Genomic DNA, 25,500 nt, shown 5'->3' on the forward strand with positions numbered 1-25,500 from the left:
TGTCTTATTCCAATCATGGGCATCATGTGCTTTCTTCATTTGAGCTAAATCTTTAGGCAGAGAATCATTCATCAAAAAAGACAGCATTTCTGCTAAAGAATCTTCACTGCCAGTGGTTTTAATTCCCTCTTCGATATCTAAAGAGGGAAATTCAGTCAGATTAAAAAGACAAGCTTCGTTATCGGGCATATCAGATAAGTAATGCTCTTTATCGCTATCTTTTTTAGGCTGATGATGACCAGGAATAAACCCATCTAGGATGTCGGCACAATTTTGTGCGGTGAGAGGTTTCGTAATGACTGCATTCATGCCAGCATCGATACATCGCTTTTTATTTTCATCACCTGCATGAGCGGTAAGGGCAATAATGGGCGTATGGGTTTTTCGAGTTAACTCTTGAATACGAATTTGGTGTGTGACTTCATAGCCATCGATATCGGGCAATCCGATGTCCATAAAAATGAGATCGTAATGGTTGATTCGCCATAGGTCGACTGCCTTTCTCCCTGTTTCTGCAATATGGGCTTCACAATTTAATTGTTTAAGCAGTGCTTTAGCTACGGTTTGAGCAATGGCGTTATCTTCGACAACAAGAACAAGAAGTTGGCCTTCTTTTGCTTTTTCTTGGACAGGTTTTATATGTTGAGCATAGGTTGTTTCATAAGGCGCTTCAATTTCGGCTTCCATGGCTTCATCAAGTCCTAAATCATTATCAAGAAGAGGCTCTTTAAGAGGAATGATACAAGTAAAGCGCGAACCCTTTCTGGGCTCACTTTCTACATAAATTTCACCACCTAGCTCGTCGATAAACTGCTTAACCACAAAAAGCCCTAAGCCTGCGCCTTTATAAATGCCTTTGTAAGAGGGGGTTAGGCGTTTAAATTGCACATAGATTTCTTGTTGCTTTTCTTTAGGAATGCCAATGCCTGAGTCTTCTACGGTGAGTTGAATAATCACCTCTCGCTGATTGCGTTTTCCAAGCGAAGCGGTAAGTTTAACAAAGCCAAGATCGGTGAAATTAAGCGCATTAGCGACTAATTCTAAGATAATTCGGTGAATCCGAACTTTATCACCAATCACATGCTTTGGTAGGTTGGGATCAAAATCAAGCGAAAGGTCTAATTTTTTCTGAGCGGCTTTTGAACAATTTAGATTAATGATCTGCTCAAGTGCTTTTTGTAAATTAAACTTTCGTTTAAGGTTTGGAATTTCGCCAGAGCTTACACGAATTGCCTCTAACACTTCATCCATCAAGTCAAGAAGAGCGTGGCTTGAAGCGACGAGATTATCAGCGTATTCCTTGATTTGAGGTTTTTCTGCTTCCATTTTAAGAATATCAGCAAACCCTACAATCCCTGTCAGCGGTGTTCTAATGTCGTGGCGCATGTTTTCAAGAAATTCGGTTTTAGCCTGACTTGCTACTTCGGCCTTTTCTTTGGCGTCTGATAAAATGAGTTCATTTTCTTTGATATGAGTAATATCAATATAGATCCCTAAAATACCACTGATTGCGCCTGTTTCATCAAATAAGGGCACTTTACTGATGGAGAGAATTTTTTCTTTTTCATTGGGTATGAGAAGCCTGACTTCTTTGCCTAAAATGGATTCTCCGGTGCGTAAGATGTGTTTATCTTCTTCTTGATATTCCTGAGCAAACGCTTGAGTACCAGGAATGTCATCGTCTGTTTTTCCTATCAGTTGATTAATGTCATCAAAGCCTAAACTCTTTGCAAAGTTCGCATTTGAGCCTCGATAAGTTAAATTTTTATCTTTCCAGAATACATAATTGGGCACTCTTAAGATGATTTGTTGTAAAAGATTTAACGTTGCATTCATATTGCAGTCAGATAGGGTTTTATTAATTTAAATTGTAGAGTAACTTTGCAGATTGAACCAATTTGAGGTATCATCCTCGGTTATGGAAAAAAGAGTCCAACAAAAAAACGGAGGTCTGATATATGCCTTTATTGCCAAATGTTCCCTGTCTTTTTGAATATCAAGTTAATCAATATCCAAATCGATTCGCCTTAAATTTTAATGAAAAACGACTCACTTACAGTGAATTAAATGCCAAAGCGAATCAATTGGCACATTATTTAATTGAAAAAGGGGGTTTAACTTCATTTATTCCCTTGTTTTTAGAAAAATCAATAGAGTCTATGGTATCGCTATTAGCCATTTTAAAAACAGGGCTTGCCTATATTCCGATCTCAACCGACGCCACGGATTCGATGATTGAAGCTATCCTTTTAGATTCTCAGGCGACAAAGGTCATTACTCAATCGAAATTTGGTTCTCGTTTTGCAAAGCAGGGAATTGAAGTCATCAATTTAGATGACATTGAGCAGGAGGTAGGCCAATTTCCGAAAACCAATTTAGTGAAAAAGCCTCTTTCATCGGATTCTGCGTATGTCATTTATACCTCTGGGACAACTGGTCTACCTAAGGGGGTTGAAGTCACTCATGATAATTTAGTGTGGACTTATTATTCTTGGGAAAAGGCTTATGACTTAACGGCGAGTGATGTTCATCTTCAAATGGCTCATCCTTGTTTTGATGTATTTGCGGGTGATTATTTAAGGGCCTTGGGCTCAGGGGCTGAGCTTGTGTTGTGCTCCAAAGAAATTCTTTTGCATCCTCAAGCATTAATCGAATTAATTAAAAAGACTAAAGTAAGCTGTGCTGAATTTATTCCGGCCGTGTTAAGAAATTTGATGTCGTATATGAAATTACATCAAATACCGTTTAATCAGTTTCGTTTACTCGTTTGTGGCTCTGATTTATGGACGATGAGAGAGTTTAGAGCGGCAAAAAATCTATTTGGTTCTTCAGTGCGTCTAGTCAATTCTTATGGGTTAACAGAAGCTACTATTGATAGTACTTTTTTTGAAGACAGTAAAGGGAGCTTTGCTGATACTGACTTAGTGCCTATTGGTAAACCGTTTTCTCATGTGAATGTTTATCTATTGGATGAACAATTAAACCAATTATCAACTAACGAAATCGGTGAAATTTATATAGGCGGTAAAGGCGTTGCTAAAGGCTATCTCGGTCGAGAAGACTTAACTAAGGAGCGGTTTATTACTCGTCCTCAAACAAAAGAAAGGCTTTATCGAACGGGTGATTTTGGAAAATTATTAGAAGATGGCACCATTGAATTTTTAGGGCGGAATCAATCGCATACTAAAATTTATGGGAATCGTGTAGAGTTACCCGCCTTAGAGGCGGTACTGAATCAGCAACCAAAGATTGAATTTGGTATTGCTTATGCGTCAATGCAAAATCATCACCATGAACTTGGCTGCTTTATTTTAGCGAGTGATGAGAGCTTAACGTATGAAGAAGTGATGTCTCCAATTAAAGAGCATTTGCCAAATTACTATTTGCCAAAACGCATCTACCTCATTAAAGAACTAGTCCTTACACAAAATGGAAAGGTTGATAGAGCGTTTGCTTCACAGCAGATTATTGGTGAGCTTAAACCAGTTATACTTGCACCTCGTAATGCGCTGGAAGAACAAATTCTACTTGTTTGGAAAAAACAATTATCCATCAAGGAGATTGGTGTTGACCAAAATTATTATGAATTGGGCGGCTCTTCTTTAGTTCTTGCGACGTTGATGAGTGAGCTAAATCAGGTATTTAAAGTTAATTTAAATTTTTGCAGTGCGGCTTTGACTATTCAAGGGCTTGCTAAGCAAATCAATAGGTTGTGCGACTTATCTTTTAAAGACGAAGTTGGTTATGTCATGGAATAGGGTGAATGATGATAAAAATTGCCATTATAGGTGGTGGGCCTGCTAGCGTTTCATTGTGTATCGAACTAAAAAATCAATTAGCCGATTTGAATATAGGGATTGAAATTTTAGTGTTTGAAAAAAATTCTCACATTGGCCATGGTCTTCCTTATGGAGGGCAAGAAGAAAGCTATCTGTTAAATTTGCCTAAGGAGATAATGGAGCCAGTTTCTGGTGAATCCAATCAGTTTGTTCAATGGCTCATTGAGCATGATTTGAATGATGAAAGCCAGTTTCCTTCTCGTTATTTGTTTGGTCAGTATTTAGAGTACCGCGCAATTCGCGCGCAAATTGAAGCAGAATCCCAAGGGCTAACTATACAATATTTAATTAATCATGAAGTATTGGATGTGAAAGCAACCGATGAGGGTACGTTTCAAGTGATTTCATCACGAGAGGATTATGACGTGCACTATGTCGTATTAAGCCCAGGTCATATGCCTTCGACAGCCTTTGCTGAACTTAATGGACAAAAGGGCTATGTGCATAATCCGATAGAAAGTCAGTATTTTAAAGTGATAGACCAAGATGAGCCGGTGACCATTATCGGTTCTCGTCTCACAGCGATTGATGTGGCGCTTAAATTAAAACGTATGAATCATCGAGGAAAGTTAACGATGATGTCTCGTAGTGGTTTATTGCCGACGGTGCTCGGTAAAACTATTCCGCCCTACTCATTAAAATACATGACGTTAGAGGGGCTGACTAAGAAAGCAAATGGGAGCAGTTTAAATCTTAAAGACTTAAACCAATTATTTTGGCAGGAATTAGAAGAGCTAGGTGATATAGGGCATCTTAAAGCGTTTCCAAAATCAGCTCATGATATTTCTGCTCTTGATTGGATAACTCATGAAATTAATGAGGCAGAGGAGGGTGCTCGTCCTTGGCAGCAATTTTTATTTGCTCTTTATCCTTTAACGCCTCATCTTTGGACTTTACTTAATTGTCGTGATCAGACTTTATTTATGGCGGAGTTTTATAGTCTTTTTATTACTTATCTTGCGGCATTTCCGCTAGAAAATGCTTACAAAATAAAGGAATTACTTCGGCAACAACAACTCACGGTCTTGGGTGGTCTTAAAGAGATTTCCCTTGAGAACAGTCAATTTTTAGCCCATTGCCAAAATGGACAAACGATTAAATCCAATTGGCTTATTAATGCAACCGGGCCCAGTTATGAGGCATCAACCTTGCCGTTGCTTCAAAAAATGCTTGAAAGTGGCCTTATCGCTCAACATCCTTTAGGCGGTATACAAATTGAAAAAGAAACACTTAAAGTAGTGAATAATCAAAGGCAAACGATGAATCATCTCTATGTTGTCGGCGAACTAACGAAAGGTTCTTTTTTTCTTACGACTGATTTAGGCTGTGTTACCGCGCAAACTAGGAAAATTGCATCGCGACTAGCTGATGAACTGAAAGTGTCGATGCCCCAAACGCTTACGGAAAATTAATTGTAATAAGGGTTGTGGTTGTAGTTCTTTCAATAGAACAAAAAGCATCCCTGAAACAGGCTTACTTGAATCTAAATGGCATAAACCTGACTATTTAGAGTGTGAATGGCATGGTTCAGCAATGCACTATAATAAGACGATTATTTTTAATGGCTATGCTTCTACCAGGTGTCGCTTTTGTTTACGCAAATCCCCCTGCTAACTTTACTCAAGCGAAGAAAAAAGCAGAAATCATTTTTAGAACCAATCGCTCAACGCTTTATTGCGATTGCACCTATAACGAGAAAAACCAAATAGATTTATTAAGTTTTCAGATGCAGGAGGCGGCAGTAAAAAGTAGGCGTGCAAGTCGCGTCGAATACGACACATGATGCCGGTCTAGCGGTCTACCGCTAGACCGGTTTGGTCAATCAAGTTCGTTCTAATTATCGCTATGGACAGGTGCCCGATAAAACTCTTTTTTATGGTTGTTTAATTTATTTTGATACGCGCTAATTTGTTTATGGCTGCCCACTACCAAATCGTTTAAGTGCATCGAAAAGTCGATTATTCAAAGCCTAGAATCAACAATTTCCACCTACCACGTGGGAAGAAATAGAGTGGGAAGGGCGGTAGCAAGCCTTGAGGGCTTATCCTAATCCTTATATCGAAGCGCAAGGCAGATTAGACTTTCGGTTTAATAGAGTCTTTTTCTTTATATTTGGCACTATTGACTGCATGAGTGACAGGGTAGGCCATTAAATCGATGGGCTTATCTTGCGCTAATAGTTCTTTAAGGTGGGCTACAGTTAATGTTCTTCTCTTAGTCATTCTTGGGTCTGACGGTGTGAGAGCATCCAGGGCATGCGCTCGGTTTTTCTAAAATGGATTCAGCCTTGGCATTAATGAGTAGGGTGGTTTTTTACCGGTTAAGGCATGAGAATACCAAGGTCTAATGCCCCAGCGCATTAGAACCCCTGTTATTTGGGCTTCATTCCTGACTAAACAAAGTGCCGGCTCTGTCGGTGCGACGTTGTAACTGATAGGCAGATTTTCACAAGTGGCAACTGAAAATTACTTTAAAATGGTTTCAACATCGGTATTAAGGGCAAAACGTTGTTATGAGCATTAAACGCACCAACGGACTTACACTTCCATTAGGTGATAAAAGTTTGTTTTCTTCATCAGTAAGAGGAAGTAACTGTTATTTGCTAGAATGCCAGTAATCAAAAAGCAAACCCTTTTCACCAAAGACAGGGTCTTTTTTAGGTAAGCCAATCTGTTTAACCGTTTCTATTGCTTTTAAATATTCCTCTACCCTTCCCAATTTCATGTCGACGCTGATATTAAAAGGGTAAGCCCCAATACAGCGAAAGTTATCGCTTAGATTTAAGCTTTTGTGGGCAACGCCCGCAGGAATGATGACGACATCGCCTGCGCTAATAGTATGAGTAGAACCTTGCTCACCACCGAATTGAACTTGACCATCCCCTGAAATAATGACTAATACTTCATGCGTCGAACTGTGATAATGATGAAAATCATAAATGCTATCAATCCAAGACTGATCCCAGTTATTGCGCTCCAATCGAGTTTGAATCTCTTTCGGTGTTTCATTCCCAGCCGAAAAGACTTGTTTGTAAATTAACAACGGATAATTGGGATTTCCTGGAAAATAAGCTTCTGGCGAAATCATTTCTTGTATAATGTCTTCAGGCGTTAAATGGCCCATACTGTTCTCATTGATTTTAATTTCATTGCTTTATTTCACATTATTATACTCGAGGTTTGAAGTCCACATCTGATGGGGCCGCTACCCTGATTCATTCTACTTAATATATTCTCAAATATATTATAATTAGTTAGATAGTCGAAAAAACGAGGAATTTATGAAAAGACCACCATCTGGATTTAAAGGTCCATTACAAACAGGGCGAGCACTTACTCCCAAGGATATGGAGGAGTTAGCAAACGTAAATGCAAAACTTATTACCCAGCTAATTCATAGTCATGAAGAATCAGATCCAAAGTTATCTGTCTTAGACAATATTGAGAGTTTACTCACGGGATCTATTAGATTAACAGATGCTGCGCAACGAAAACTGATTTCAGAATTTATATCGAAAAGTGAATTTGTTAAAGAGACGGATGCAAAAGTACAAGCAGTTTTAAAAAGAATTAATAATTTGTTAACTACTACGCCGCTGCCCCCACTACCTAAACCCACTATGCCGCTTAGCGAAATTGAGCAAGAAAAATTAAGAAGATATATTCTAGATAATCCTGGTGATTTTCAAGGAAATAACTCTGAGGGCAAACTATATTGGGTTCCTAGCGATGGAACTGGGGGATTGAGCTTCGAAGCGATTGATCAAGATACTATTAAAGTTTTTGTTCATCCCTATAGGAAGCTTACCTACAAACCAATTGGTGAGTTTTCTTTAGATGTGAAAACTGCGAAGGAATATATTAACAATCCCAAGAAGAAAGTTAGCGAAGAAAAAGCAGTCCCGGAAGAAATTGAGAAGTTTGATGAAAGGGCAAAAACACCACCGAGACAAAGATTAAATCTTTTTTTTGAATCAGTAACTCCGCCACTCATGGTTTCAGAAGAAGAAAGAAGCCTAGCAGCAAAATGTATAGTACGAAATTGGCGTGATTACATAGACAAGGGAGTGAAGAGTGATGGAACATCTAAAGTGTCTATTAAATCGCAACCCCAGAACAATGAATTTTCTCTTATTGTAAGCTATCCAGGTTGGGTTGGTTTGAAAACTCAAGTTTTTAGTATTTCTCCAGCTGATATTAAAAATTTAGCTGCTGAAGAATTACAATACCAACAATCCAAAAAACCCAAGTAATTTTAACCATGGACATTGAAGATTTTCGCAACTTTTAAAGATGTGCACCCAAATGGTTTATCGACAAAGCCTTAGGAGCAATCGATTTTGCCGGTGGTACCGTTGTGCATATTAACGCTGGCTTTGCAGCACTAACCGCTGCAATAGTCTTAGCCCCTCCCTTGCCGGCTCATAAAGATTCTTCCGATTTTCTAAGCGCTGAGGTACTGCAACTAGTCGCCGTCATTGTGACAAGCACAATTGGCACAGCAGTTATTTTGTATTTCTTGAAAAGATTTATGGAAATACGACCTAAGCCTGAAGAAGAGCAATTGGGCATGGACCTAATTGAGCATGCGGAGTCTGCTTATTAATAATATAATTCGGAGTAGCGACCCATTCCTGTCAAAATTTACGTTTCCCTATATTCCATATGTAGAATTGGATAGGGCTTTCCCTGTCCATCAAGTTCTGAACGATTAACAACGTTAAAACCAATTTTTTTATAAAATTCCCTTGCTCGATGATTTTGCTCATTGACATCGACCTTGGTTGCTCCCAGATGTTCAATAGCATATTGGCACAATGCTGAACCAATTCCCTGTCCTTGTACATCTGGTGATATAAAAAGCATTTCTATTTTGTACTCTGCAACACCAATAAACCCAATAATTTTACCCTCTATATTTTTGCTGCATTTAAGAAGAACAGCATTAAAATAATTATTTAGAATTAATGGTTTTAGTTCATCGATTTCTTTATCGGGTAAGAAGTCATGTGTTGCTCGTACAGATTTTTCCCATATCTCTATTAACTGTAAGTAGTCTGGTTTTTCAACATTACAAATAGGTGATTTCATAATTTTTAAGTCCAATTAACATGTACAGTTGCCCACCCTGTTCTTTGTCTTCCATAGCAAATTGATAAATTCGTCGTGACTGATTGAAAACAACTACCAATGGTGCATAACCACTAATTTGCTCAGGGCTCCAATCTTCTAGCAACTTCTCTCTGACAAACTCAGCAAGGCATAATATGGTAGCTTAACCGCTAATAATCACAACTTATTACAACGCAAACGAAACTAAGCTGTCACAAAATGGGCCCCACTTAAACACACAGTTCCATTCCTACCTTAGCCCAGAGTTGTGAAAATTAAAAACCATTAGTAAAAGATGAGGGTGAATTTTCTTGTGCAATTAATTCCTGCAGGTTAATACGATCCAACTCTAGTTCTTCAAATTCCTTTTTAGCGATTGTCTGTAATTCTTTAAAAATGTTTATAGTTTGAGATTTTTTATCGTAGAAAGTAGATGGAGCAAACATCGGTGCAGTGTGAAAATTGTAGCTGTCGCGATCTACCTTTTTAAGGCGTTGTAAAGCATCATTATAAATCTCATTAATATTAGACTCATCAACCATTAAATCCCTTTGATTGCGACCCATTAATATTTCTGCAGGAATGTTATTGTTGGTTAGGATTGCAAGAGAGACACTTAACTTATTGATATAATCTTGTTTTGACGAAATTTTATCCCTTAATACATCTAAGTCAGAGTACATTTGGTGAAGTTTAGATGGTCTAGGTTGTGAATGAAACATAGTTATTTTTCCTTAATTTAAACAATTAATATTTTAATCAGTATATTTTTGTATTTTTTTACAAAAGTTAAAAAAATATTATAATTTATTTTTATTAATAAATTATTATTTATTCTAATTTACGGCTAGCTTTCATGAATATGTCGGCTCGCAATCATGACTTTTTCCTGGCGCAAGCGCGGCCTTGACGTAGGAGAGGCTTAAAAATAAATCATTTTGATAGTTAATACTCCCTTAACTTGTTTATTGTAAAATTAACTTTCACATAGATGAAATATCCCAGTTGTTGTATGCTAAATATTTTTATAATTTGTTCTGATCCTACAGTAGATAATCGCCAAAACACTGAAGTTTGGCGCAATAATTTGCATGTCCTGGATGTAAATCTAATCAACATCAATCGAAAGAAACAACAAATTCCTTCCATACCTTTCAATGATAACAATGATAATTCTAGTGAATCAGTGTTACTTATAACCGGCGAACATGGTGATATAGGTTCTGAAATTTATAATGAGGTTTTTCTATCTACATGGGTCGATTGGGTTGAAAAACAAAATGGTAGTCAATTTGATTTAATTATTGTTGATTTGTGCGATTCATCTTATCTAATTTCCGCTGCGAATTTTAAAAAATTAGTAAAACCAGAGGGTGTAATTATAAGCTGCGTTTCAACTTGTCATGGGATGCGCGATAGTTTGCTACAAGTCAATTTTTCAAGTATTCCTAGCATGCTAAATGCTCTAAAAGAAAACATTGAGAATACAACGGGAATTCTTGGTGGAAGCAATATTTCTTTGACTAAGAAAAAGAATGTTTCTTTCCCCTATGGATTTTTTTACTCTGAAAGTACTCGATTAATATGCGATGCAAAAATCCCCAATAGTCTAGGTCGAGATAATGAAACTGTTAGAAGAAAAGTCGTCTTAGATAATCTTGGTGACGTTGAAGTTAAACAACAAATTGATTTACCTTCTTATTTTAATAGTGAAGAAATCAATAGTGTTTTGAAGCAAGATAAAATTAACTGGTTAAAAGTAGGGTTATTTGCAACAACAGCCTCATTAGGATTAGGGTTGGGGTGTGCAATACTGTATTCAAATTCCAATGGAAACTCTATCTTAAAGTAAAATAATCTTCTCATGTTTTATTTACTCAATCTAGAAACAGCACTACTACCCCAAGCGGGCTGGGCCAAGGAAGCTGGTGCTCATTTTTCCTTAGGTTAAACCTATTTATTTAAATGAAAACACAATATTTAATCAACAATATTATCGGTCATAGAAATTCAACAGGCTGAGCTGAGGTTATTCATGGGGAAAAATTCGCAACGAGGACAGCAGCTAAAAATCATATTTTCGCATACATCGAAATCTATTATAATCGAAAACGACTTCACTCTAAGTTGGCCTTTCAAACTCTAACAGCATTTGAAGTCAAATGGGTCGCTTAGCAACGTGTTCGTTTTTCACCGGCATGATCAAGCATTGGTGTTCAGAAAATTGCCCTAGTTTAGCAGTAACGTTAAGTTGACGATGCCATTTAAGTATTTTGTTGCTATTCTTGCTCTGTTTAGTTAACTTGTTGAATAAAAATAGAGTTTCATGCTTGTAGAAAGGAGTCGTTGATGGGTGGTAAAAAATATCTGGTGTATGGGTTGATCTTGCTTCTATTCGGCCCAGTTTATAGTAGTCAGCTATCTAGCCAAGAAATTAATCATTCTGTACACAGTTCCTCTGGGAAAAACATCTTTTTTCCCTTTATCAAAACGTTAAAGCAGGGACATCTGGTATTCCAGGCGGGTGGCTATTGGAGTTATCAAGGCAAAGATCAACACATTGATATTGCTGGTTTAATTGGTGACCGCTTTACGATTACTAACCACAAAGACTCTAATGCTCTTGTGGGATTGGGTTATTTTATTTCAGATAAAAACTCGATGAACATAAGTTATGGACTTAATGGATTTTACCTGCCCTCAACCTCCGTTTCAGGCGAGGTGATTCAAGAGGATTTATTCACTAATTTATCCTACCGTTATAAGGTGACTCATTTTCCAGTTTATGCTGTTGCCAAATCAACGATTCCTTTGTATTCCAATAAATCATCTTTAGTTCTTAATGTCGGTATTGGCCCTAACTTCATGTACCTGAGTGATTTTAAGGAGCGTTCCATTGACGATGGAGTAACTCTTTCAGATCATGCTTTTTTAAGTCACACAAGGACAACCTTTAGTGCTACAGCAGGAATTGGGTTTAGGTTGAACCAAATTTTTGGGAATATTCCCTTGGAATGCGGTTATCGTTTCTTCTACTTAGGCCAAGGCCGTTTTAGGCCGCGTACCGATCAGTTATTAACTAGTCTTAGTACGGGAAGTACGTATGCGAACGCCGTTTTATGTTCGATCAGTGTATAAAAAATAATAAAGGAATAGTAACAATGCTAAAGACCTTATGGACTCTTATTTTATTGGTTGTTTTAAATAATACAATACATGCTGGTACGGGAAATCTTTTTGTCGTTACAAGCAGTGGTTCGGCGCCAGCAGCAAATATTATCCTCTGTTTGAATGGCCAAGGACCACTCAGCTGCCAAAATTATCAGGTCACCGGACCCTGCTTATCTATTCGTACGACTATTCCGTTTCATATTTATCCGGCAGCAGGAATTAAGGTCAATACACCGGGTATCACACTTACGGGTTGTACGCCTATTTATAATGGCTATTGTTTGTTTTCAGTGAACTCACAAACACCGACCACAGTATGTTTAAATCAGAATGAACCGACACCCACACCTTCAGCTTATACTGTGGGCGGTACAGTAACAGGTTATACGAATAATGGTTTGGTACTACAAAATAATGGAAGCGATAACTTAACTCTTAGTACCAATGGAACATTTACTTTTCCTGTACCACTAGAGACTGGGTCAACTTATAACATCACTGTAGCGGTTCAACCGCCGGGACAAATCTGTAGCGTTCTTAATGGTACAGGGACTATCGGTACGCAAAGTGTCACGAATGTATCGGTGACCTGTTCTGCGATTACCTATAACATAACAGCAAGCAGTGGGGTGAATGGTAGTATTTCACCCAACGGAACGATTGCTGTAAATGCAGGGGGAAGCCAAACATTTACAGCAACCGCTGATTCAGGTTATGAAGTAAATCAATGGTTGCTTGACGGGACTGTAGTCCAGACTGGTGGAAACACTTATCAACTAACTAACACCACAACTAGCCATACAATAGAAGTAACATTTAACAGTATTACTCCTACAACCTATACGGTAGGCGGCACAGTAACGGGTTATACGAGTAGTGGGTTGGTGTTACAAAATAATGGCATGGATAACTTAGTTCCTAGCGGGAACGGGCCGTTTACCTTTTCTACACCTCTAGTTACTGGAGCGACTTATAGCGTCACTGTATTCACCCAGCCTGCGGGACAAATCTGTAGTGTTCTCAATGGTACGGGAACTATCGGTACGTCAAATGTCACCAATGTGTCGGTGACCTGTTCTGCGATTACCTATACGATAACAGCAAGCAGTGGAGCTAATGGTAGCATTTCCCCCAGTGGCGCGGTTATTGTTAATCAGGGAGGCAATCAAACGTTTACAGCAACACCTAATTCTGGTTACGAAGTGAATCAGTGGTTACTTGATGGAGCTCTAGCACAAACAGGTGGAACGACTTATCAGCTGCTCAACGTCACGGCTAACCATACCGTAGATGTATCGTTTAGCATCATTCCTACTCCAACCTATACAGTAGGCGGTACAATAACGGGTTATACGAGTAGTGGGTTGGTGTTACAGAATAATGGCACCGATGACTTAGTTCCTACTGGGGACGGGCCGTTTACCTTTCCTACGCCCTTAGTTACTGGAGCAACTTATAGCGTCACAGTATCCAGCCAGCCTGCGGGAGAAATCTGTAGTGTTCTCAATGATTCAGGGACTATCGGTACGTCAAATGTCACCAATGTGTCGGTGACCTGTTCTGCGATTACCTATACGATAACAGCAACCAGTGGAGCTAATGGTAGCATTTCCCCTAGCGGCGCGGTTATTGTCAATCAGGGAGGCAATCAAACATTTACAGCAACAGCTAACTCTGGTTTTGCAGTGAATCAGTGGTTACTTGATGGAGCTCTAGCACAAACAGGAGGAACGACCTATCAGTTGCTCAACGTCACGGCTAACCATACCGTAGATGTAAGCTTTAGCAGTACTGCAACCACATTAACTGCAACGCCTACATTGGCTCTAAGCGTCACCGGATTAACCACAACCACGGGTAATAACTCAGGTACTGCTAGGCGTATCATTATCACCAACACAGGTTCTAACATAGCCAATAATGTCACCTATTCTCTATCTCCGGCACTTCCCAGTGGCAGTAGTATTTCTCCTGCAAGCTGCGGAAACATTGCGATAGGTGGGACTTGTACACTCACAGTTACTCCAGGTGCCACACCCAGTGCACCCGCAAACAATAGCAACCCAACCCCTGTTACGGTCACTATTTCAGGAACTAATACGAATGTCCCAACGTCTTCAGTTTCGATTCTAACCTATGGCAGTTTTTATCAAGCGGGTTGGCTTTTTTCGATTATTGAGAGGGCCAATACGTTTGCAACCATTGGTGGAACGGTTGCAGGGCAATCCGATGTCGCTGGTCAGTCTACTACGCAATACTCGCCTGGCGGTGCCAATACGACCTCATCCATGTACAGTGGTACGAATGGCTCTACTAATACCTCAGCGATGCGAACGCAATATGGCACCGGCACAAATTATTCCGCTGGGCGCTGTATTTCACCCAATTATACTGCAGGAGGGTTCACAGACTGGTATCTACCTTCTATATGTCAGATGGGATATGCTGTATCTGATACCAATTTTAATTGTACCAACAGTGGCTCAGCAAATTACATTCCTAATATCCAAGTGAATTTGCTGCAACGATATCCTACCCAGCTTTTTAATTTTGTAAATAATGGCTACTATTGGAGCTCAACCGCGAGCCAGGGCAGTGCGCCAGGTAACGCTTGGACTCAGGAGTACATTCTCGGCGGGGCACCGGCTCTATCAAGCAACGATCCAGTAAACTTTATACATGGGATTCGTTGCGCTCGAAATCTTACTTAGTCATTAACCTAATAGTTTAAGTTTTCCTTCAATTTTCAAAGCAAAATTGAAGGGAAACTTAAGGTTGGCGGATGTTACTGAAAAGATAAAACTTTATAAGTCAGTTATAAAAAGCGAGTGTTACACTAACTGCATTTTGTCAAAAAGTATGCTACATTGTTGCCCTTTTTGCCAAGGGGTTGAATACAATGATCGATAAATTAATAAAAGAGCTAAATAACAGTTTCGTTGGTATTCCGTATTTACTAGATGATGGAAGAATTGAGGAAGCTGAAAAAGAGTTAGCTGAAGCGGCAAAAAATCTACAGGAGTTTATGGGTTACACTGTTTTCCTAACAAACTATGAAAAACTAGCTCAGAGCTTTCTGGAAAGGTTTGTGGAAATATCTATGACATTAGCGTTTTTATCCACCTACAGGTGGATTGATGCTTATAATAATGCTGTTGTGAACAACGATCCAGTCCAAGAAGCTGATCTGTTGCAGAAAATAGACCATAAAGTCACGTTTATGCGTGAAGCTTATTTAGAAGCTTTAAACGATGGACGAGGTCAAACTGCTCCATTTATCGATTTTGGCACAGATTTCCCCCGTCTTCTTATGTACTTACAGCAATCTGCAGAAAAGGCTAATTTACATAAGATGTGTAACAATTTTAAAAATGCAATGAATTTTCAAGATCAACTATTTAGTTTTTTCCCCAGCAGTAGGAACTCTTCTCTCGCGTATCCACAACAAATGTTAGGTACAGACTTAGAAAAAGAATCTGAAGCATGCCAATTTTAGCAGCTCATACATACTTACTGCTCTCTTAAAAGGTGTTGAAGTCCAATGGGAACGAAACCGTATTTTTTTTCGGTCGGACTTCAACCTCTGAGGAAAAGTTCTATAATTGAGCTAATTGGACAATATAAAAAAATGCCAATATTCCAATCTCTGTGTGTATTATTTAGGAGAATGTAGTGGAAGTTAAAAGTGAAAAGCTAGGCTCAGATCTGTCAAACATTAAGGCGGCATGTATAAAGTTTAAATCGTATAATGAACTAAATTCTACTCACAGTCTGATCAATTCTATAGATGTTACAAAGTATAAAGTTTATACAATTTGACTCTAGTCGCCGCATGAATAGAGGGAAAATATTAAAGTAAGGATGCTATTATGACTAAAATACCAAAGCCACCATTTCCTCACCAGCCTATCACACCTCCTGGGATCGAAGCCAAAATGAATCCTAAACCTCACTATAAAGCCGAGGCTTATAAGCCTGCCGGAAAATTGAAAAATAAAGTGGCGTTGATAAGTGGAGGTGACTCAGGAATAGGTCGGTCAGTCGCTTTATTATACGCCCGCGAAGGTGCGGATGTTGCCTTAGTTTTTTTACCAGAGGAAAAACAGGATGCAGAAAAAATTAAAAACGAAATTGAAGCCCTAGGAAGAAAAGTTTTACTTATTCCAGGTGATTTGAAGCAACCGGAATTTTGCGAAGAAGTAGTAGCAAAAACCATGGAGCATTTTAAAAAAATAGATATTCTTGTTAATAATGCTGCTTTTCAAAAACATCAACCAAATCTTGATGCATTAAGTATTGAACAATGGGACCATACCTTTACCAGTAATATTTATAATTATTATTACCTCACTAAATTTTCAGTGCCGCATATGAAACCCGGAAGTGTCATTATTAATACGGGTTCAATCACTGGGTTAGAGGGAAGTAAAGAGTTATTGGATTATGCTTCCACAAAAGGAGCCATTCATGCCTTTACTAAATCGCTAGCTAAAAATTTGCTAGATAAAGGTATTCGAGTAAATTGCGTTGCACCTGGACCGGTTTGGACTCCTTTAAATCCCGCAGAAAGGAAAGATAAAGCCATAAAAGATTTTGGTTCAGATACTGCAATAGGTAGACCTGCCCAACCTGAAGAGCTGGCTCCCGCTTATGTATTTCTTGCATCTAATGCGGATTCAGGATACATCAGCGGGTTAATTCTCCCTGTGTTAGGAGGAAATACCATTGCAGGCTAGATATAAGCAATGATGAGGTTGGTAACGATACGTTTTTTTATCCGTTTTAATCCTCTTTATGTTCACGCAATCGGAAAAACTTCATCCTTAATTGTTAAGTGAACTGCGAATAATATAATTTTTACGAGACGAATTATATTGGGTTAGCCACTTCCAAAAATAGTTACTTTTATTTAAAGCCAGGAGTATCTCTCATCGAGAAACCAACGGTTAAATTTTCACAATCTTCACCCAATTTTTTTAAAAGTCTTTCTGGAGAAAGAACCATACGATTTTTAAAGAAAAAACCTTCACCATCAAATTTGAATTTTCTCCGCCAAGGGTCACAAATTATTGCCTCTTTATTCCATTTTTGGGGGGCATTTATTGGTGTGTCAGTATCCCTTCCAAGAACAACAAAATTATGAGTAGGTATCGATACTAGTTCTAGATGCGTTATTCCCTGTTCGCGCAGATAGAGGAAAGCTAAGGCTGCCATTTCTTGGCAGTTTCCAGCTCCAGCTTCCCTAGCGATAAGGGCTAGGAGCTGAACAATTTTAAACTTTGCTTCCTCACTATTTTTCTCTTCAATTGCAGCTAATCTTTGATCTCTATTAGTTTGATTTAAGCGACGAATTGCTTCTTCGCGACCATCAAAAAATTTGCTGTTATCTCTATTTGTAGATCCCCAAGGACATTGCTCGTGGACATGGTCACAGGCCGAGAGGGCTATTTTAGTATATTTCTCTTTCATATTATCATAATTAATAACAAGCTGAACGATATTATACCTCAAAAATGGAAAGAGGGGGGAAGTTGATTTTATTAAAATTAAGTGGTGATTATTCTATTTTTCGGTTATCAAAATTTATCACCATCGAAAGTATCCGTCTCATTTGATCTCAATAACTTACGGATCTATGATCTAATATTCAATTTGATCTAATAGTTCAATCTGTTCATTTAGATTTGTAATTTGGGTTTGCCAATAGACAGGCGTATTAAACCATGGAAAACTCAAAGGGAATGCAGGATCAATCCAGCGTTTTGCGAGCCACCCAGGATAATGCAGCATGCGTAGGGTACGTAATACCTCGATTAAATGACGTTCGCGAGGGTTAAAATCATGAAATTCACAATAACCCTGTAAAATCTTCGTCAGTTGCCTATCCATTTGTTTTGGGTCTCCAGAAAGTAACATCCAAATATCTTGTATCGCTGGGCCCGTGAGGCAATCGTCAAAGTCCACAATATGAGGTCCTGATTCGCTCCATAATACATTTCCTGCATGGCAATCACCATGCAAACGTATTTGATCAATCTGACCTATGAATTTAAATATCTGATTGATTTTTTGTAAGGCTGTTTCGACTGTATTGCAAAAATTAGGTTTTAAATAATCAGGAATAAAGTTGTTTTCAATGAGATATTCGTAGGGATTATGGCCGTAACTTTGGATAGTTAATTGGATGCGATGCTGAAATTTTTTGGGCGCACTAACTCTATGTAAGCGTCCTATAAAGCGGCCCATCCATTCTAGTTGTTCGCTATTATCCAATTCTAGTGCGCGACCGCCGCGTCTAGGAAAGAGTGCGAATCTGAAATCACTATGATGGTGTAAAGTTTTATTGTTTATAATTAGGGGGGCAATAACGGGAATTTCATGTTCCACTAACTCAAGTGTGAACTGATGTTCCTCTAAAATAGCGGCTGTACTCCAGCGATGAGGTCTATAAAATTTAACGATGAGGGGTTCAGCATCTTCGATTCCTATTTGATAAACACGGTTTTCGTAGCTATTGAGTGCGAGTAGGCTGCCTGTGCAAACAAAACCTATACTTTCAATTGCGTCCAAAATAACATTAGGATCAAGTCGCTCATAAGGGGTTTGATTCTCGTGATTCAAATGTGAATCCTGATGGTAGGTATGTAAATGCATTATACAGGTTTTTGCGGTAAGCGTAGGTTAAATATAATGAGTCTGACTTCAATTGAACCTCTCTAGTATCATACCTCAAATAATTCTAGCACTTTAGAGTAAGTTCAAGGCATACTAAAAGTGAAGTGGATTTCTTATCTAATAAAAAAGGAAAAAACATGAAAAAAACATTCTCTTTAGTAGTGGGTGCAGGTTTAATTTTAGCGGCCTCAGCAAGCTTTGCAGCGACCAAAACCAATTTAACTAATAATTGGATTTGTACCACCAATGCTAGCAGCGCTGCGACAGATGTCGACAAAGCCGCTGATGATAAGATGGCCAAAACAGCAGCCTCAGCAGCAAAAGCCTATGCTTATGCAGCGCAAAATTGTCGAGATTGCACCAAGATTACCTGTGAAGCCCAAGCTAATCAATAATTAGAAAGGAGTTTACCTTCCAGAAAGGTAAGCTCCTTTTTATTGTCTTATTCTGCCCTAATCTCTGTTAGCCTTAACACCTTTAATAGATTTGTATTGTTAATTCAATAGAGGTTAAAAAGGCTTAAAGTAGGGAATAAAACTAACTCGAAATCTTTTTTACCATTGACTCATTCTCTTTATTAAATTCTTTTATAAAGTCTATAAACAGCTGTAATTTTTTGGGCAAATTTTTCTATTTGGACCAATAGGTAAAACTAAGATTTAAAATTGATCTATTGCAGGAGGAAATAAATAATTAACCCACCTTGTACAATTTCTTTCTCAATGATAAAATTTGCCCTCATTGACTAAAATATATTCATTTCGGAGTCTGTTTATGGCCTTATCTTTTTTCCGCGCGCTAAACCCCGTATCAGATAAATCTGGTATCCAATATTCTCTAGCACATGGTAATGACTGCCAAGGAAAGGAAATGCTGGATGCAAGTGTCTGGGAGAGTATCCGCAATGCTTTTATGAAGGATTTGGGGTATATAGAGGCTTTGCAAGCCACCTTTGATATTTTGGTGGGTGAGCATTATGATTTGACTTTAAAAGGAAAGGATAATCAAAAAGGTGGCGCAAAAGGTATCTTGGATTTCTTTATTCTTCCCTTGGTTGCGAGAAAATTGATAGCTGATACCCTTTTAAAGGAACGAGATAACTCTGATTTTGTCAACGCTTTAGCCTGGCTAATCGCTATTCCAATAGAGATGGTAAGATTTGGTGCAGGCATAGTGTTAACTTTGCTGTTAGCCCCAGTTGTTGCAATAGTCCATAGCCTGAGGGCTTGTGGAGATGCTTTAATCGAAGCAGGAACTTACAAAGGTTTAGGTGGGTCAGGGTTTAGATACGATGAACTAGAAGGGGCAGAAATAGTGAGATTAAGCTCTTTTTAGCAACTAACTCAATTTTAGTTGACCGTATTATTAGGCAATAGGATTACCCCGCTGTAATCCCACAATAAATCTTACAGGCAATCCGTTAACGGTAAAAATGGTAAAAATGCTCAAAACTACAATCCCTGGGCATTTTTATCTATTTGATAATTTTCATTGGTACTAAGGAGAGACCCCCTGTTGAAGTTCGTTTTATTCAAGCGTGAATGGTTTTTTTTCTGAAAATGATTGGATTAGTTGTTCAAAATCCTCTTGGTCTTCAAATTCAGATTCTAAATCGTCTTTGAATTCTTCTTCAGCAGCTAGGCTTTTCATTCTGGTGCAATCCAAAGCCTCTATTAAACGTTCTGTATTGTCTGGATCAAGAAGTTGATATTCATCAATTTCTGCTATTCGATCTAATAATTTACACTCAAGCAACAAATTACCAATATAAAGTCGCTCATCCAGATTGGATCCATGAATTAATAGTGGTAATACATCAAGTTTCTGGGCGTTGGCGAGTTTTATTATGATTGAAGCCAAATTAGTTGCTTGTTCTGGATATTTAATAATTGCATCTCGTACATCTTTTTCCAGCCACCTGGCGAGCAATCCTTGCTGCTCAAGAGCATTAAGCTGCTTAAAATTATCTTCGATCAAACTTAAATTAGTAAGTATTAATTGTCTAAAATAATCCTGTTCCTCCAAATTTCCAATTTGCCATTTAATAATCGACTTACAAATTCTGGTTGAATGTTCGGGATGAGTTAACACGGCTTTCAGGAAATCATCCTGAAATAAATTGTTAATTTTTAGAGTCATTAATGTGTTTAGTAGTTGCAGAGCTAATTCTGAATGCTCGATTAAAACTTTATTAATCACATCGTTGGATAGAACAGCTTCTCTTTGTAAAAATAGTGTTCTTGATACTAACTCTCGTGAATGAGCAGGATTTTTTATAATGGCTTCACGTAAAAAAGGGACATATAACAATTTATAGTCTTTAAGAAGATAAATACCTTGTAACAATGAACTAAGATATTCAGAACTTTCATTACTGAAATATTCCCCATTAATTTGTGCTAAAGAAATAATTAAATCACTTTTATTATTTTCAAATGCAAAATCGACTAGTTTATTTCCTTTTTCAACATCTAGATTAGCTAATCTTAGAAATGAAGTGAGCTTTGTATTAGGTATAACCTTCAATAAATCAAGAGCATATTCCCAATTATTTTCAAAGGCTTGCCTGAACTCAAGAACCTGAGTTGGAACAATTTCATCTTCCTTTTCAACAACATCCGAGGGAGAGGTTACATTAATACCTTTTAATACCTCAGAAAACTCTGGCTTATCATACATAAGATCACGTGCTGTTTTCTTAATCCCACCTGGATAAATTGCTAATAAATCAGGATTTGCGCCCGCCTCCAATAAAAGGATAGCAGCGGGCACATTACCTCTTGAAACCGCAATATGTAAAGCTGTCTCATGTTTATATGAGTATGGAGTTGTTTTCCTAATTCTCATATTTACATCAGCACCATACTCTATTAATGATTTAAGCCAAGTAGTATCGGGGGATTGCGCTGCTAAAAACAGTTCATGCATCACCCTTCCTTTACCTTGCTTATGAATAAATAAACTTGGGTTGTATAGTTTACGGGATTGGTATTTATGTGTATTACTATAATATTTGATAAGGCCTAACTCTTTCACTTTGATAGAATTGCTTTCTAAGTTTGGAACAACCCAGAGCTCCATTCCACCCTGACGAAAAATTTTCCAAATGGGCATTATTGCTGCTGCTAAATCATAATATATTGCGTCTTCACCATACTCTCTGTGATAGTCTTCAGACTGAAGCCATTTTTTATAAAATTTATCGAGGAGCGCTTTGGATTGGATATTTCCTTTTGCTGGCGAATAAAGCATCCAAAATTCAAGGTCACCTGGATGGACAGGATTATCTGTAAAAGCTGGAGCATGAAAAGTTGAATAACTAGGAAGTTTCACCTTATCTAGCTCTGGCATAATATTGGAATCAAGGGTATAACCCCCTGAGGTATAGAGTAAAAACAAACTAAAAGCTACTTTAACGGTCACTCTGTCACGTATGGAATCTCTTGTTTTATCCAAACAGGTCGACAGTATGTCAATAAGATAATCTGTCTCAGATTGAAACTCAGGAGCCTCAGAGCAATTTTTAATATGAGATTCAATAGCAGCAACTTGTATCGGGTAATCCTTAAATTTATCTTTGTAATGTTCAACATGATCGTATAGACACCAAAAGAAGATGGGATTATTTTTGTTCGCTTTTGCCATTTCTATTGGCCCAGCAATATCATGGCCTGGCACACCCACTCCAGGTATATTAGGCGGCCCAACCCAAATGTAATGCAGTGTAGGACTCTCGTCGTATTTTGATTGCATTATTTTATCCTTTATAAAAAAGGCTATTTTTTTATTTGAGGATCTTTAATGATTATAGCAATTTGTTTGTAGGCCGGAGGGCCGGCTTTGCGAAATCTGAATTTTTTGAGACAATGAATTCGAAGCAAGCCCTATTTATTACGTTATATTTTGTAGTTGAGCGATATTTCAAGAACGTTAGCATGAAATCTCATTCTACCAACCGCATCTGAGGTATTTAATGGACGATCTAAACGTGTGTTGTTAAAGGCGTAAGAATACGCAACTTGTAAAGCGGCAGCGTCTGTGAATTTATAGGTTGTTCCTACAATGAGTGCTACTGCGTCATCGACGGGGAATGCCACTGTTCTACCTTTTAATTTGGGCGCCCCCTCATCATAGATGACAGAACCTAGAAGACCCCATTTCGAATTGACTTGATAATTAGCACCTGCTTGAAATGCCCAGGTATTATGATAGTGGACAGGAATCGGGATAGTTCCTCCACTCGCGACATTTTGCAAATAAACCGATTTTAAGATACCCCATTGGATATAAAATAATTTTAAACCTAAGGTCCATTTATCATTTAGCAGCCTAGTATATTCTGCTTTAGTCGTACCAGGTAGATAGAAGCGTGAAAAGCGAAAATTATCATTAATGATGCCCACTTGAGCAGTACTTATACCGAGATAATTAGTCACTAACCCGGAAAAATAAGCAAGCTTAAAGGAGTTTTTATCATCAAATTTATAAGAAAACCCAAGATCCCAACCATAATTCCAACTTTTAGATTGAGTGGTCACATTGCCAAAGTTTGATACAACAAAATCAAGATCTTCCTGATACACATAATTGGCAACAAAGCCTCCACCTACTGCTAATTTATCTGACAGTTTATAAGTAATATGAGGGTTAATATCCACATCTCGAGTGATAAATTTAGTCACGTCATATCTTATTATGGAATTTTGGGGGTATTGAAAGTTTGTATAATAGGGATTACTTATATTTAAGCCGACAGCCACTTTATCATTGAGTCGTACAGCACCGTAAAAAAAAGGTAACGCATCTGTTTCGGAAGATGATGCGCTCCCAATACCACCTTTAGCTATTCCAGTAAATTTAGCATAGGTATTAATGATAGGAGCACCAAATAAAACCTCGCTGTGTTTAACGGTGTTAGCATCCGTTGGATTGCGATAATTAAAACCAAAGAAATATTGAATAACATTTGCATAACTTAAAGTGGCAAATGTAAATAAAGTAGAAAAAACAACCAATCTTTTTGCTTTTTGCACCCTGAAGCTCCCTCTCAGTGTTTTCTAATCCAAAATGAATCTGATTTTTGATAGATGCAACACAGTATCCTATATTAATCAAATCATGTCTGTCATATGCAGTGATTTGTAGCCAACAAATCTACAAAATCTATGCTTTACTATATAACATTGGATTTAAAAAGGAAAAGGAAAAGGAATGACAATCAAGCATCAAAAGAATTTTATTAAAAGAATTTGCCTTGTTTTGCAAGGCGGAGGAAGTTTAGGTGTTTTCCAAGCAGGTGTTTTTGAAGGGTTAGTAGAATATGGCTTTACACCGAATTGGATTGGAGGTACTTCCATTGGTAGTATTAATGCCGCAATTATTGCAGGCAATAAGCCCCAAGAAAGGCTGCCAAAACTCAAGCAATTTTGGCAAACAATTGCGCAAAAAGATCTTTTTAATATTGAATCAAGTATGCCAGATCCTCTGAGAAAAATTTATAGTCATTGGTATATAAATACAGCACTTTTTTTTGGGATACCCCAGTTTTTTACTCCAGTAGTACCCATGTTTTTCACTCCTTTCATGGCAGAACAGATTGACAGTTTTTATGATTTAACTCCTTTAAGTAATTTGCTGCAGGAACTAATTGATTTTGATTATCTCAATAAAGGGAAAATCCGTGTAAGTCTTGGTGCTACAAACGTAATTACTGGCGAAATAGATTATTTTGACAGTCGATGTGGAAAAATTAGATTAGAGCATGTAATAGCAAGCAGCGCTTTGCCTCCGGCTTTTCCTCCAATAAAAGTGAATGATAGCTATTATTGGGACGGGGGGATTTACTCAAATACGCCCTTAGATGTTGTGCTAGACGATTCCCCCCGAGTAAATACACTCTGTTTTATGGTTGATTTATGGGAGAGAAAGGGATATTTACCAAAGTCGCTGGATGAGGTTGTCTTGCGGCAAGAAGATATTAAATTTGCAAGCCGCTCAGAAGAGCGCAGGAGAAATTATCTTGAAAAACATAATTTACGAAGAATAATTTCGACTTTTTATAAACAATTACCTAAGCATCTACAAGATTTGCCATCCTATAAAGCGATGGCTCTACTGGGTTGCACGACGCATATGGATATTGTGCAGTTAACTTATCGCCCCAAAAAATGGGAAGTGTCAAAGAAAGTTGTAGATTTTTCTGAATCCACAATGCGCGAACGCTGGATTCAAGGTTACCAAGAAGCAGTGAGAGCATGTAAACAAGCTGAGTGGTCAAAAGCCAAGCATCAAGATACTGGCGTTAATCTCTTTATCCTACCTCCCATAACCGACGGACAGGACTCGGGATTGTAGTCTTAACACTGAGCGACCCGCTAAAGGTCAATCGATGATGGTCATTACCAGAGTTAGTAAATTTTTAGTTATTTATTTCTTTTTATCATTCCGCTGATGTGTATTTTTGCTAGATTTATCATCTGGATGCACGAGATTATGTTCGTCACGACGACGTGCATCTTGTGATTCATCCTTGAATTTTTCACTTTTCTTATCATGCGACATGAGAATCTCCTTAATTATCTAAATGCAATCCCTAGCTTAAGATTAGGTTGGGTTTATTTAAAAGGCAAATTTGAGAGAAGTAAGCCCTGTATTGTAATTAAGTAAACACACAATTATAATCATTTAAATTGAGTAATTACTTA

General features: G+C 38.0%; 25 protein-coding genes. 14 read left to right on the forward strand and 11 right to left on the reverse strand.

Translation table 11 applies throughout. The features are described from left to right. The coding region (locus Ldro_RS06560) for a response regulator (protein WP_193786635.1) at nt 1-1,836 on the reverse strand (1,836 nt) is incomplete at its 3' end. A 122-nt stretch (nt 1,837-1,958) separates the two neighbouring features. On the opposite strand from Ldro_RS06560, the gene Ldro_RS06565 reads away from it, so the two are divergent. The 3 genes from Ldro_RS06565 to Ldro_RS06575 all read left to right on the forward strand — a co-directional run bounded on the left by Ldro_RS06565 (nt 1,959) and on the right by Ldro_RS06575 (nt 5,622). Next, the gene (locus Ldro_RS06565) at nt 1,959-3,758 is read left to right on the forward strand and encodes a non-ribosomal peptide synthetase (RefSeq protein ID WP_058495599.1); all 1,800 of its coding nucleotides are present in this window, start codon (nt 1,959-1,961) and stop codon (nt 3,756-3,758) included. 5 nt (nt 3,759-3,763) lie between these two features. Continuing rightward, nucleotides 3,764-5,251 (forward strand): FAD/NAD(P)-binding protein, encoded by a 1,488-nt coding sequence (locus tag Ldro_RS06570; protein ID WP_058495600.1) that lies wholly within the window; start codon nt 3,764-3,766, stop codon nt 5,249-5,251. 110 nt (nt 5,252-5,361) lie between these two features. Beyond that, nucleotides 5,362-5,622 (forward strand): HNH endonuclease family protein, encoded by a 261-nt coding sequence (locus Ldro_RS06575; RefSeq protein ID WP_131764222.1) that lies wholly within the window; start codon nt 5,362-5,364, stop codon nt 5,620-5,622. 292 nt (nt 5,623-5,914) lie between these two features. On the opposite strand, the gene Ldro_RS16285 is transcribed toward Ldro_RS06575, so the two are convergent. Both Ldro_RS16285 and Ldro_RS06580 read right to left on the reverse strand, forming a co-directional pair. Further along, nucleotides 5,915-6,061 carry a hypothetical protein gene (locus Ldro_RS16285; RefSeq protein WP_157066465.1) on the reverse strand — a complete coding sequence of 49 codons (147 nt, stop codon included), beginning with the start codon at nt 6,059-6,061 and terminating at the stop codon, nt 5,915-5,917. Nucleotides 6,062-6,434: 373 nt separating this feature from the next. Further along, on the reverse strand, nt 6,435-6,962 hold the full coding sequence (locus Ldro_RS06580; protein WP_058495602.1) for a cupin domain-containing protein: 528 nt from the start codon (nt 6,960-6,962) through the stop codon (nt 6,435-6,437). Nucleotides 6,963-7,119: 157 nt separating this feature from the next. Here Ldro_RS06580 and Ldro_RS06585 point away from each other — a divergent pair, with 157 nt between their 5' ends. Then, nucleotides 7,120-8,091, forward strand: coding sequence for a hypothetical protein (locus Ldro_RS06585; RefSeq protein ID WP_058495603.1), 972 nt, complete (start codon nt 7,120-7,122; stop codon nt 8,089-8,091). Nucleotides 8,092-8,171: 80 nt separating this feature from the next. Next, nucleotides 8,172-8,444 carry a hypothetical protein gene (locus tag Ldro_RS16650; protein WP_274519113.1) on the forward strand — a complete coding sequence of 91 codons (273 nt, stop codon included), beginning with the start codon at nt 8,172-8,174 and terminating at the stop codon, nt 8,442-8,444. Between the two features lie 38 nt (nt 8,445-8,482). Here the strand turns inward: Ldro_RS16650 and Ldro_RS06595 are convergent, their stop codons facing one another. The 3 genes from Ldro_RS06595 to Ldro_RS06600 all read right to left on the reverse strand — a co-directional run bounded on the left by Ldro_RS06595 (nt 8,483) and on the right by Ldro_RS06600 (nt 9,672). Beyond that, nucleotides 8,483-8,929: a GNAT family N-acetyltransferase gene (locus Ldro_RS06595; protein WP_058495605.1), complete on the reverse strand. Its 447-nt coding sequence runs from the start codon at nt 8,927-8,929 to the stop codon at nt 8,483-8,485. Further along, the gene (locus tag Ldro_RS16295) at nt 8,910-9,074 is read right to left on the reverse strand and encodes a hypothetical protein (protein WP_157066466.1); all 165 of its coding nucleotides are present in this window, start codon (nt 9,072-9,074) and stop codon (nt 8,910-8,912) included. Before Ldro_RS16295 ends, Ldro_RS06595 begins: the two co-directional genes overlap by 20 nt. A gap of 151 nt (nt 9,075-9,225) precedes the next feature. Further along, complete coding sequence (locus Ldro_RS06600; protein ID WP_058495606.1) at nt 9,226-9,672, reverse strand: hypothetical protein; 447 nt, start codon at nt 9,670-9,672, stop codon at nt 9,226-9,228. Nucleotides 9,673-9,962: 290 nt separating this feature from the next. Between Ldro_RS06600 and Ldro_RS06605 the strand changes: the two genes are divergently transcribed. The 6 genes from Ldro_RS06605 (at nt 9,963) to Ldro_RS06625 (ending at nt 16,857) form a co-directional block, all read left to right on the forward strand. Continuing rightward, entirely contained in the window at nt 9,963-10,802 is an 840-nt protein-coding gene (locus tag Ldro_RS06605) for a hypothetical protein (RefSeq protein ID WP_058495607.1), read from the forward strand. Between the two features lie 179 nt (nt 10,803-10,981). Beyond that, nucleotides 10,982-11,125, forward strand: a complete 144-nt coding sequence (locus Ldro_RS16985) for an IS3 family transposase (protein ID WP_083497936.1) — start codon at nt 10,982-10,984, stop codon at nt 11,123-11,125. Nucleotides 11,126-11,299: 174 nt separating this feature from the next. Next, nucleotides 11,300-12,088 carry a hypothetical protein gene (locus Ldro_RS06610; protein WP_058495608.1) on the forward strand — a complete coding sequence of 263 codons (789 nt, stop codon included), beginning with the start codon at nt 11,300-11,302 and terminating at the stop codon, nt 12,086-12,088. A 23-nt stretch (nt 12,089-12,111) separates the two neighbouring features. Continuing rightward, entirely contained in the window at nt 12,112-14,832 is a 2,721-nt protein-coding gene (locus Ldro_RS06615) for a beta strand repeat-containing protein (protein ID WP_058495609.1), read from the forward strand. 188 nt (nt 14,833-15,020) lie between these two features. Further along, nucleotides 15,021-15,617, forward strand: coding sequence for a hypothetical protein (locus Ldro_RS06620; RefSeq protein WP_058495610.1), 597 nt, complete (start codon nt 15,021-15,023; stop codon nt 15,615-15,617). 373 nt (nt 15,618-15,990) lie between these two features. Then, nucleotides 15,991-16,857: an SDR family oxidoreductase gene (locus tag Ldro_RS06625; RefSeq protein ID WP_058495611.1), complete on the forward strand. Its 867-nt coding sequence runs from the start codon at nt 15,991-15,993 to the stop codon at nt 16,855-16,857. 169 nt (nt 16,858-17,026) lie between these two features. Here the strand turns inward: Ldro_RS06625 and Ldro_RS06630 are convergent, their stop codons facing one another. Next, a complete protein-coding gene (locus Ldro_RS06630) occupies nt 17,027-17,590 on the reverse strand; it encodes a hypothetical protein (protein ID WP_058495612.1) in 564 nt (187 codons plus the stop codon). Nucleotides 17,591-17,761: 171 nt separating this feature from the next. Then, on the reverse strand, nt 17,762-18,742 hold the full coding sequence (locus Ldro_RS06635; RefSeq protein ID WP_058495613.1) for a serine/threonine protein kinase: 981 nt from the start codon (nt 18,740-18,742) through the stop codon (nt 17,762-17,764). 191 nt (nt 18,743-18,933) lie between these two features. Here Ldro_RS06635 and Ldro_RS06640 point away from each other — a divergent pair, with 191 nt between their 5' ends. Continuing rightward, the gene (locus Ldro_RS06640) at nt 18,934-19,191 is read left to right on the forward strand and encodes a hypothetical protein (RefSeq protein WP_058495614.1); all 258 of its coding nucleotides are present in this window, start codon (nt 18,934-18,936) and stop codon (nt 19,189-19,191) included. A gap of 379 nt (nt 19,192-19,570) precedes the next feature. Then, on the forward strand, nt 19,571-20,131 hold the full coding sequence (locus Ldro_RS06645; RefSeq protein ID WP_058495615.1) for a hypothetical protein: 561 nt from the start codon (nt 19,571-19,573) through the stop codon (nt 20,129-20,131). A 192-nt stretch (nt 20,132-20,323) separates the two neighbouring features. Here the strand turns inward: Ldro_RS06645 and Ldro_RS06650 are convergent, their stop codons facing one another. After that, entirely contained in the window at nt 20,324-22,549 is a 2,226-nt protein-coding gene (locus tag Ldro_RS06650; RefSeq protein WP_058495616.1) for an ankyrin repeat domain-containing protein, read from the reverse strand. A 143-nt stretch (nt 22,550-22,692) separates the two neighbouring features. Further along, nucleotides 22,693-23,829 (reverse strand): OmpP1/FadL family transporter, encoded by a 1,137-nt coding sequence (locus tag Ldro_RS06655; protein WP_058495617.1) that lies wholly within the window; start codon nt 23,827-23,829, stop codon nt 22,693-22,695. Between the two features lie 178 nt (nt 23,830-24,007). On the opposite strand from Ldro_RS06655, the gene Ldro_RS06660 reads away from it, so the two are divergent. Further along, on the forward strand, nt 24,008-25,150 hold the full coding sequence (locus Ldro_RS06660; RefSeq protein ID WP_058495618.1) for a patatin-like phospholipase family protein: 1,143 nt from the start codon (nt 24,008-24,010) through the stop codon (nt 25,148-25,150). Between the two features lie 72 nt (nt 25,151-25,222). Here Ldro_RS06660 and Ldro_RS16885 read toward each other — a convergent pair whose 3' ends face one another. Continuing rightward, nucleotides 25,223-25,357, reverse strand: coding sequence for a hypothetical protein (locus tag Ldro_RS16885; RefSeq protein ID WP_274519111.1), 135 nt, complete (start codon nt 25,355-25,357; stop codon nt 25,223-25,225). Nucleotides 25,358-25,500 lie beyond the last annotated feature (143 nt).

Source organism: Legionella drozanskii LLAP-1 (genome assembly GCF_001467585.1).
GTDB lineage: Bacteria > Pseudomonadota > Gammaproteobacteria > Legionellales > Legionellaceae > Tatlockia > Tatlockia drozanskii.

What these genes read in the sequence shown, in the direction of transcription:
- Ldro_RS06565 (WP_058495599.1), top strand. Translation starts at nt 1,959, where the DNA reads ATGCCTTTATTGCCAAATGTTCCCTGTCTTTTTGAATATCAAGTTAAT.
- Ldro_RS06570 (WP_058495600.1), top strand. Translation starts at nt 3,764, where the DNA reads ATGATGATAAAAATTGCCATTATAGGTGGTGGGCCTGCTAGCGTTTCA.
- Ldro_RS06575 (WP_131764222.1), top strand. Translation starts at nt 5,362, where the DNA reads ATGGTTCAGCAATGCACTATAATAAGACGATTATTTTTAATGGCTATG.
- Ldro_RS16285 (WP_157066465.1), bottom strand. Translation starts at nt 6,061, where the DNA reads ATGACTAAGAGAAGAACATTAACTGTAGCCCACCTTAAAGAACTATTA.
- Ldro_RS06580 (WP_058495602.1), bottom strand. Translation starts at nt 6,962, where the DNA reads ATGGGCCATTTAACGCCTGAAGACATTATACAAGAAATGATTTCGCCA.
- Ldro_RS06585 (WP_058495603.1), top strand. Translation starts at nt 7,120, where the DNA reads ATGAAAAGACCACCATCTGGATTTAAAGGTCCATTACAAACAGGGCGA.
- Ldro_RS06595 (WP_058495605.1), bottom strand. Translation starts at nt 8,929, where the DNA reads ATGAAATCACCTATTTGTAATGTTGAAAAACCAGACTACTTACAGTTA.
- Ldro_RS06600 (WP_058495606.1), bottom strand. Translation starts at nt 9,672, where the DNA reads ATGTTTCATTCACAACCTAGACCATCTAAACTTCACCAAATGTACTCT.
- Ldro_RS06605 (WP_058495607.1), top strand. Translation starts at nt 9,963, where the DNA reads ATGCTAAATATTTTTATAATTTGTTCTGATCCTACAGTAGATAATCGC.
- Ldro_RS06610 (WP_058495608.1), top strand. Translation starts at nt 11,300, where the DNA reads ATGGGTGGTAAAAAATATCTGGTGTATGGGTTGATCTTGCTTCTATTC.
- Ldro_RS06615 (WP_058495609.1), top strand. Translation starts at nt 12,112, where the DNA reads ATGCTAAAGACCTTATGGACTCTTATTTTATTGGTTGTTTTAAATAAT.
- Ldro_RS06620 (WP_058495610.1), top strand. Translation starts at nt 15,021, where the DNA reads ATGATCGATAAATTAATAAAAGAGCTAAATAACAGTTTCGTTGGTATT.
- Ldro_RS06625 (WP_058495611.1), top strand. Translation starts at nt 15,991, where the DNA reads ATGACTAAAATACCAAAGCCACCATTTCCTCACCAGCCTATCACACCT.
- Ldro_RS06630 (WP_058495612.1), bottom strand. Translation starts at nt 17,590, where the DNA reads ATGAAAGAGAAATATACTAAAATAGCCCTCTCGGCCTGTGACCATGTC.
- Ldro_RS06640 (WP_058495614.1), top strand. Translation starts at nt 18,934, where the DNA reads ATGAAAAAAACATTCTCTTTAGTAGTGGGTGCAGGTTTAATTTTAGCG.
- Ldro_RS06645 (WP_058495615.1), top strand. Translation starts at nt 19,571, where the DNA reads ATGGCCTTATCTTTTTTCCGCGCGCTAAACCCCGTATCAGATAAATCT.
- Ldro_RS06650 (WP_058495616.1), bottom strand. Translation starts at nt 22,549, where the DNA reads ATGCAATCAAAATACGACGAGAGTCCTACACTGCATTACATTTGGGTT.
- Ldro_RS06660 (WP_058495618.1), top strand. Translation starts at nt 24,008, where the DNA reads ATGACAATCAAGCATCAAAAGAATTTTATTAAAAGAATTTGCCTTGTT.
- Ldro_RS16885 (WP_274519111.1), bottom strand. Translation starts at nt 25,357, where the DNA reads ATGTCGCATGATAAGAAAAGTGAAAAATTCAAGGATGAATCACAAGAT.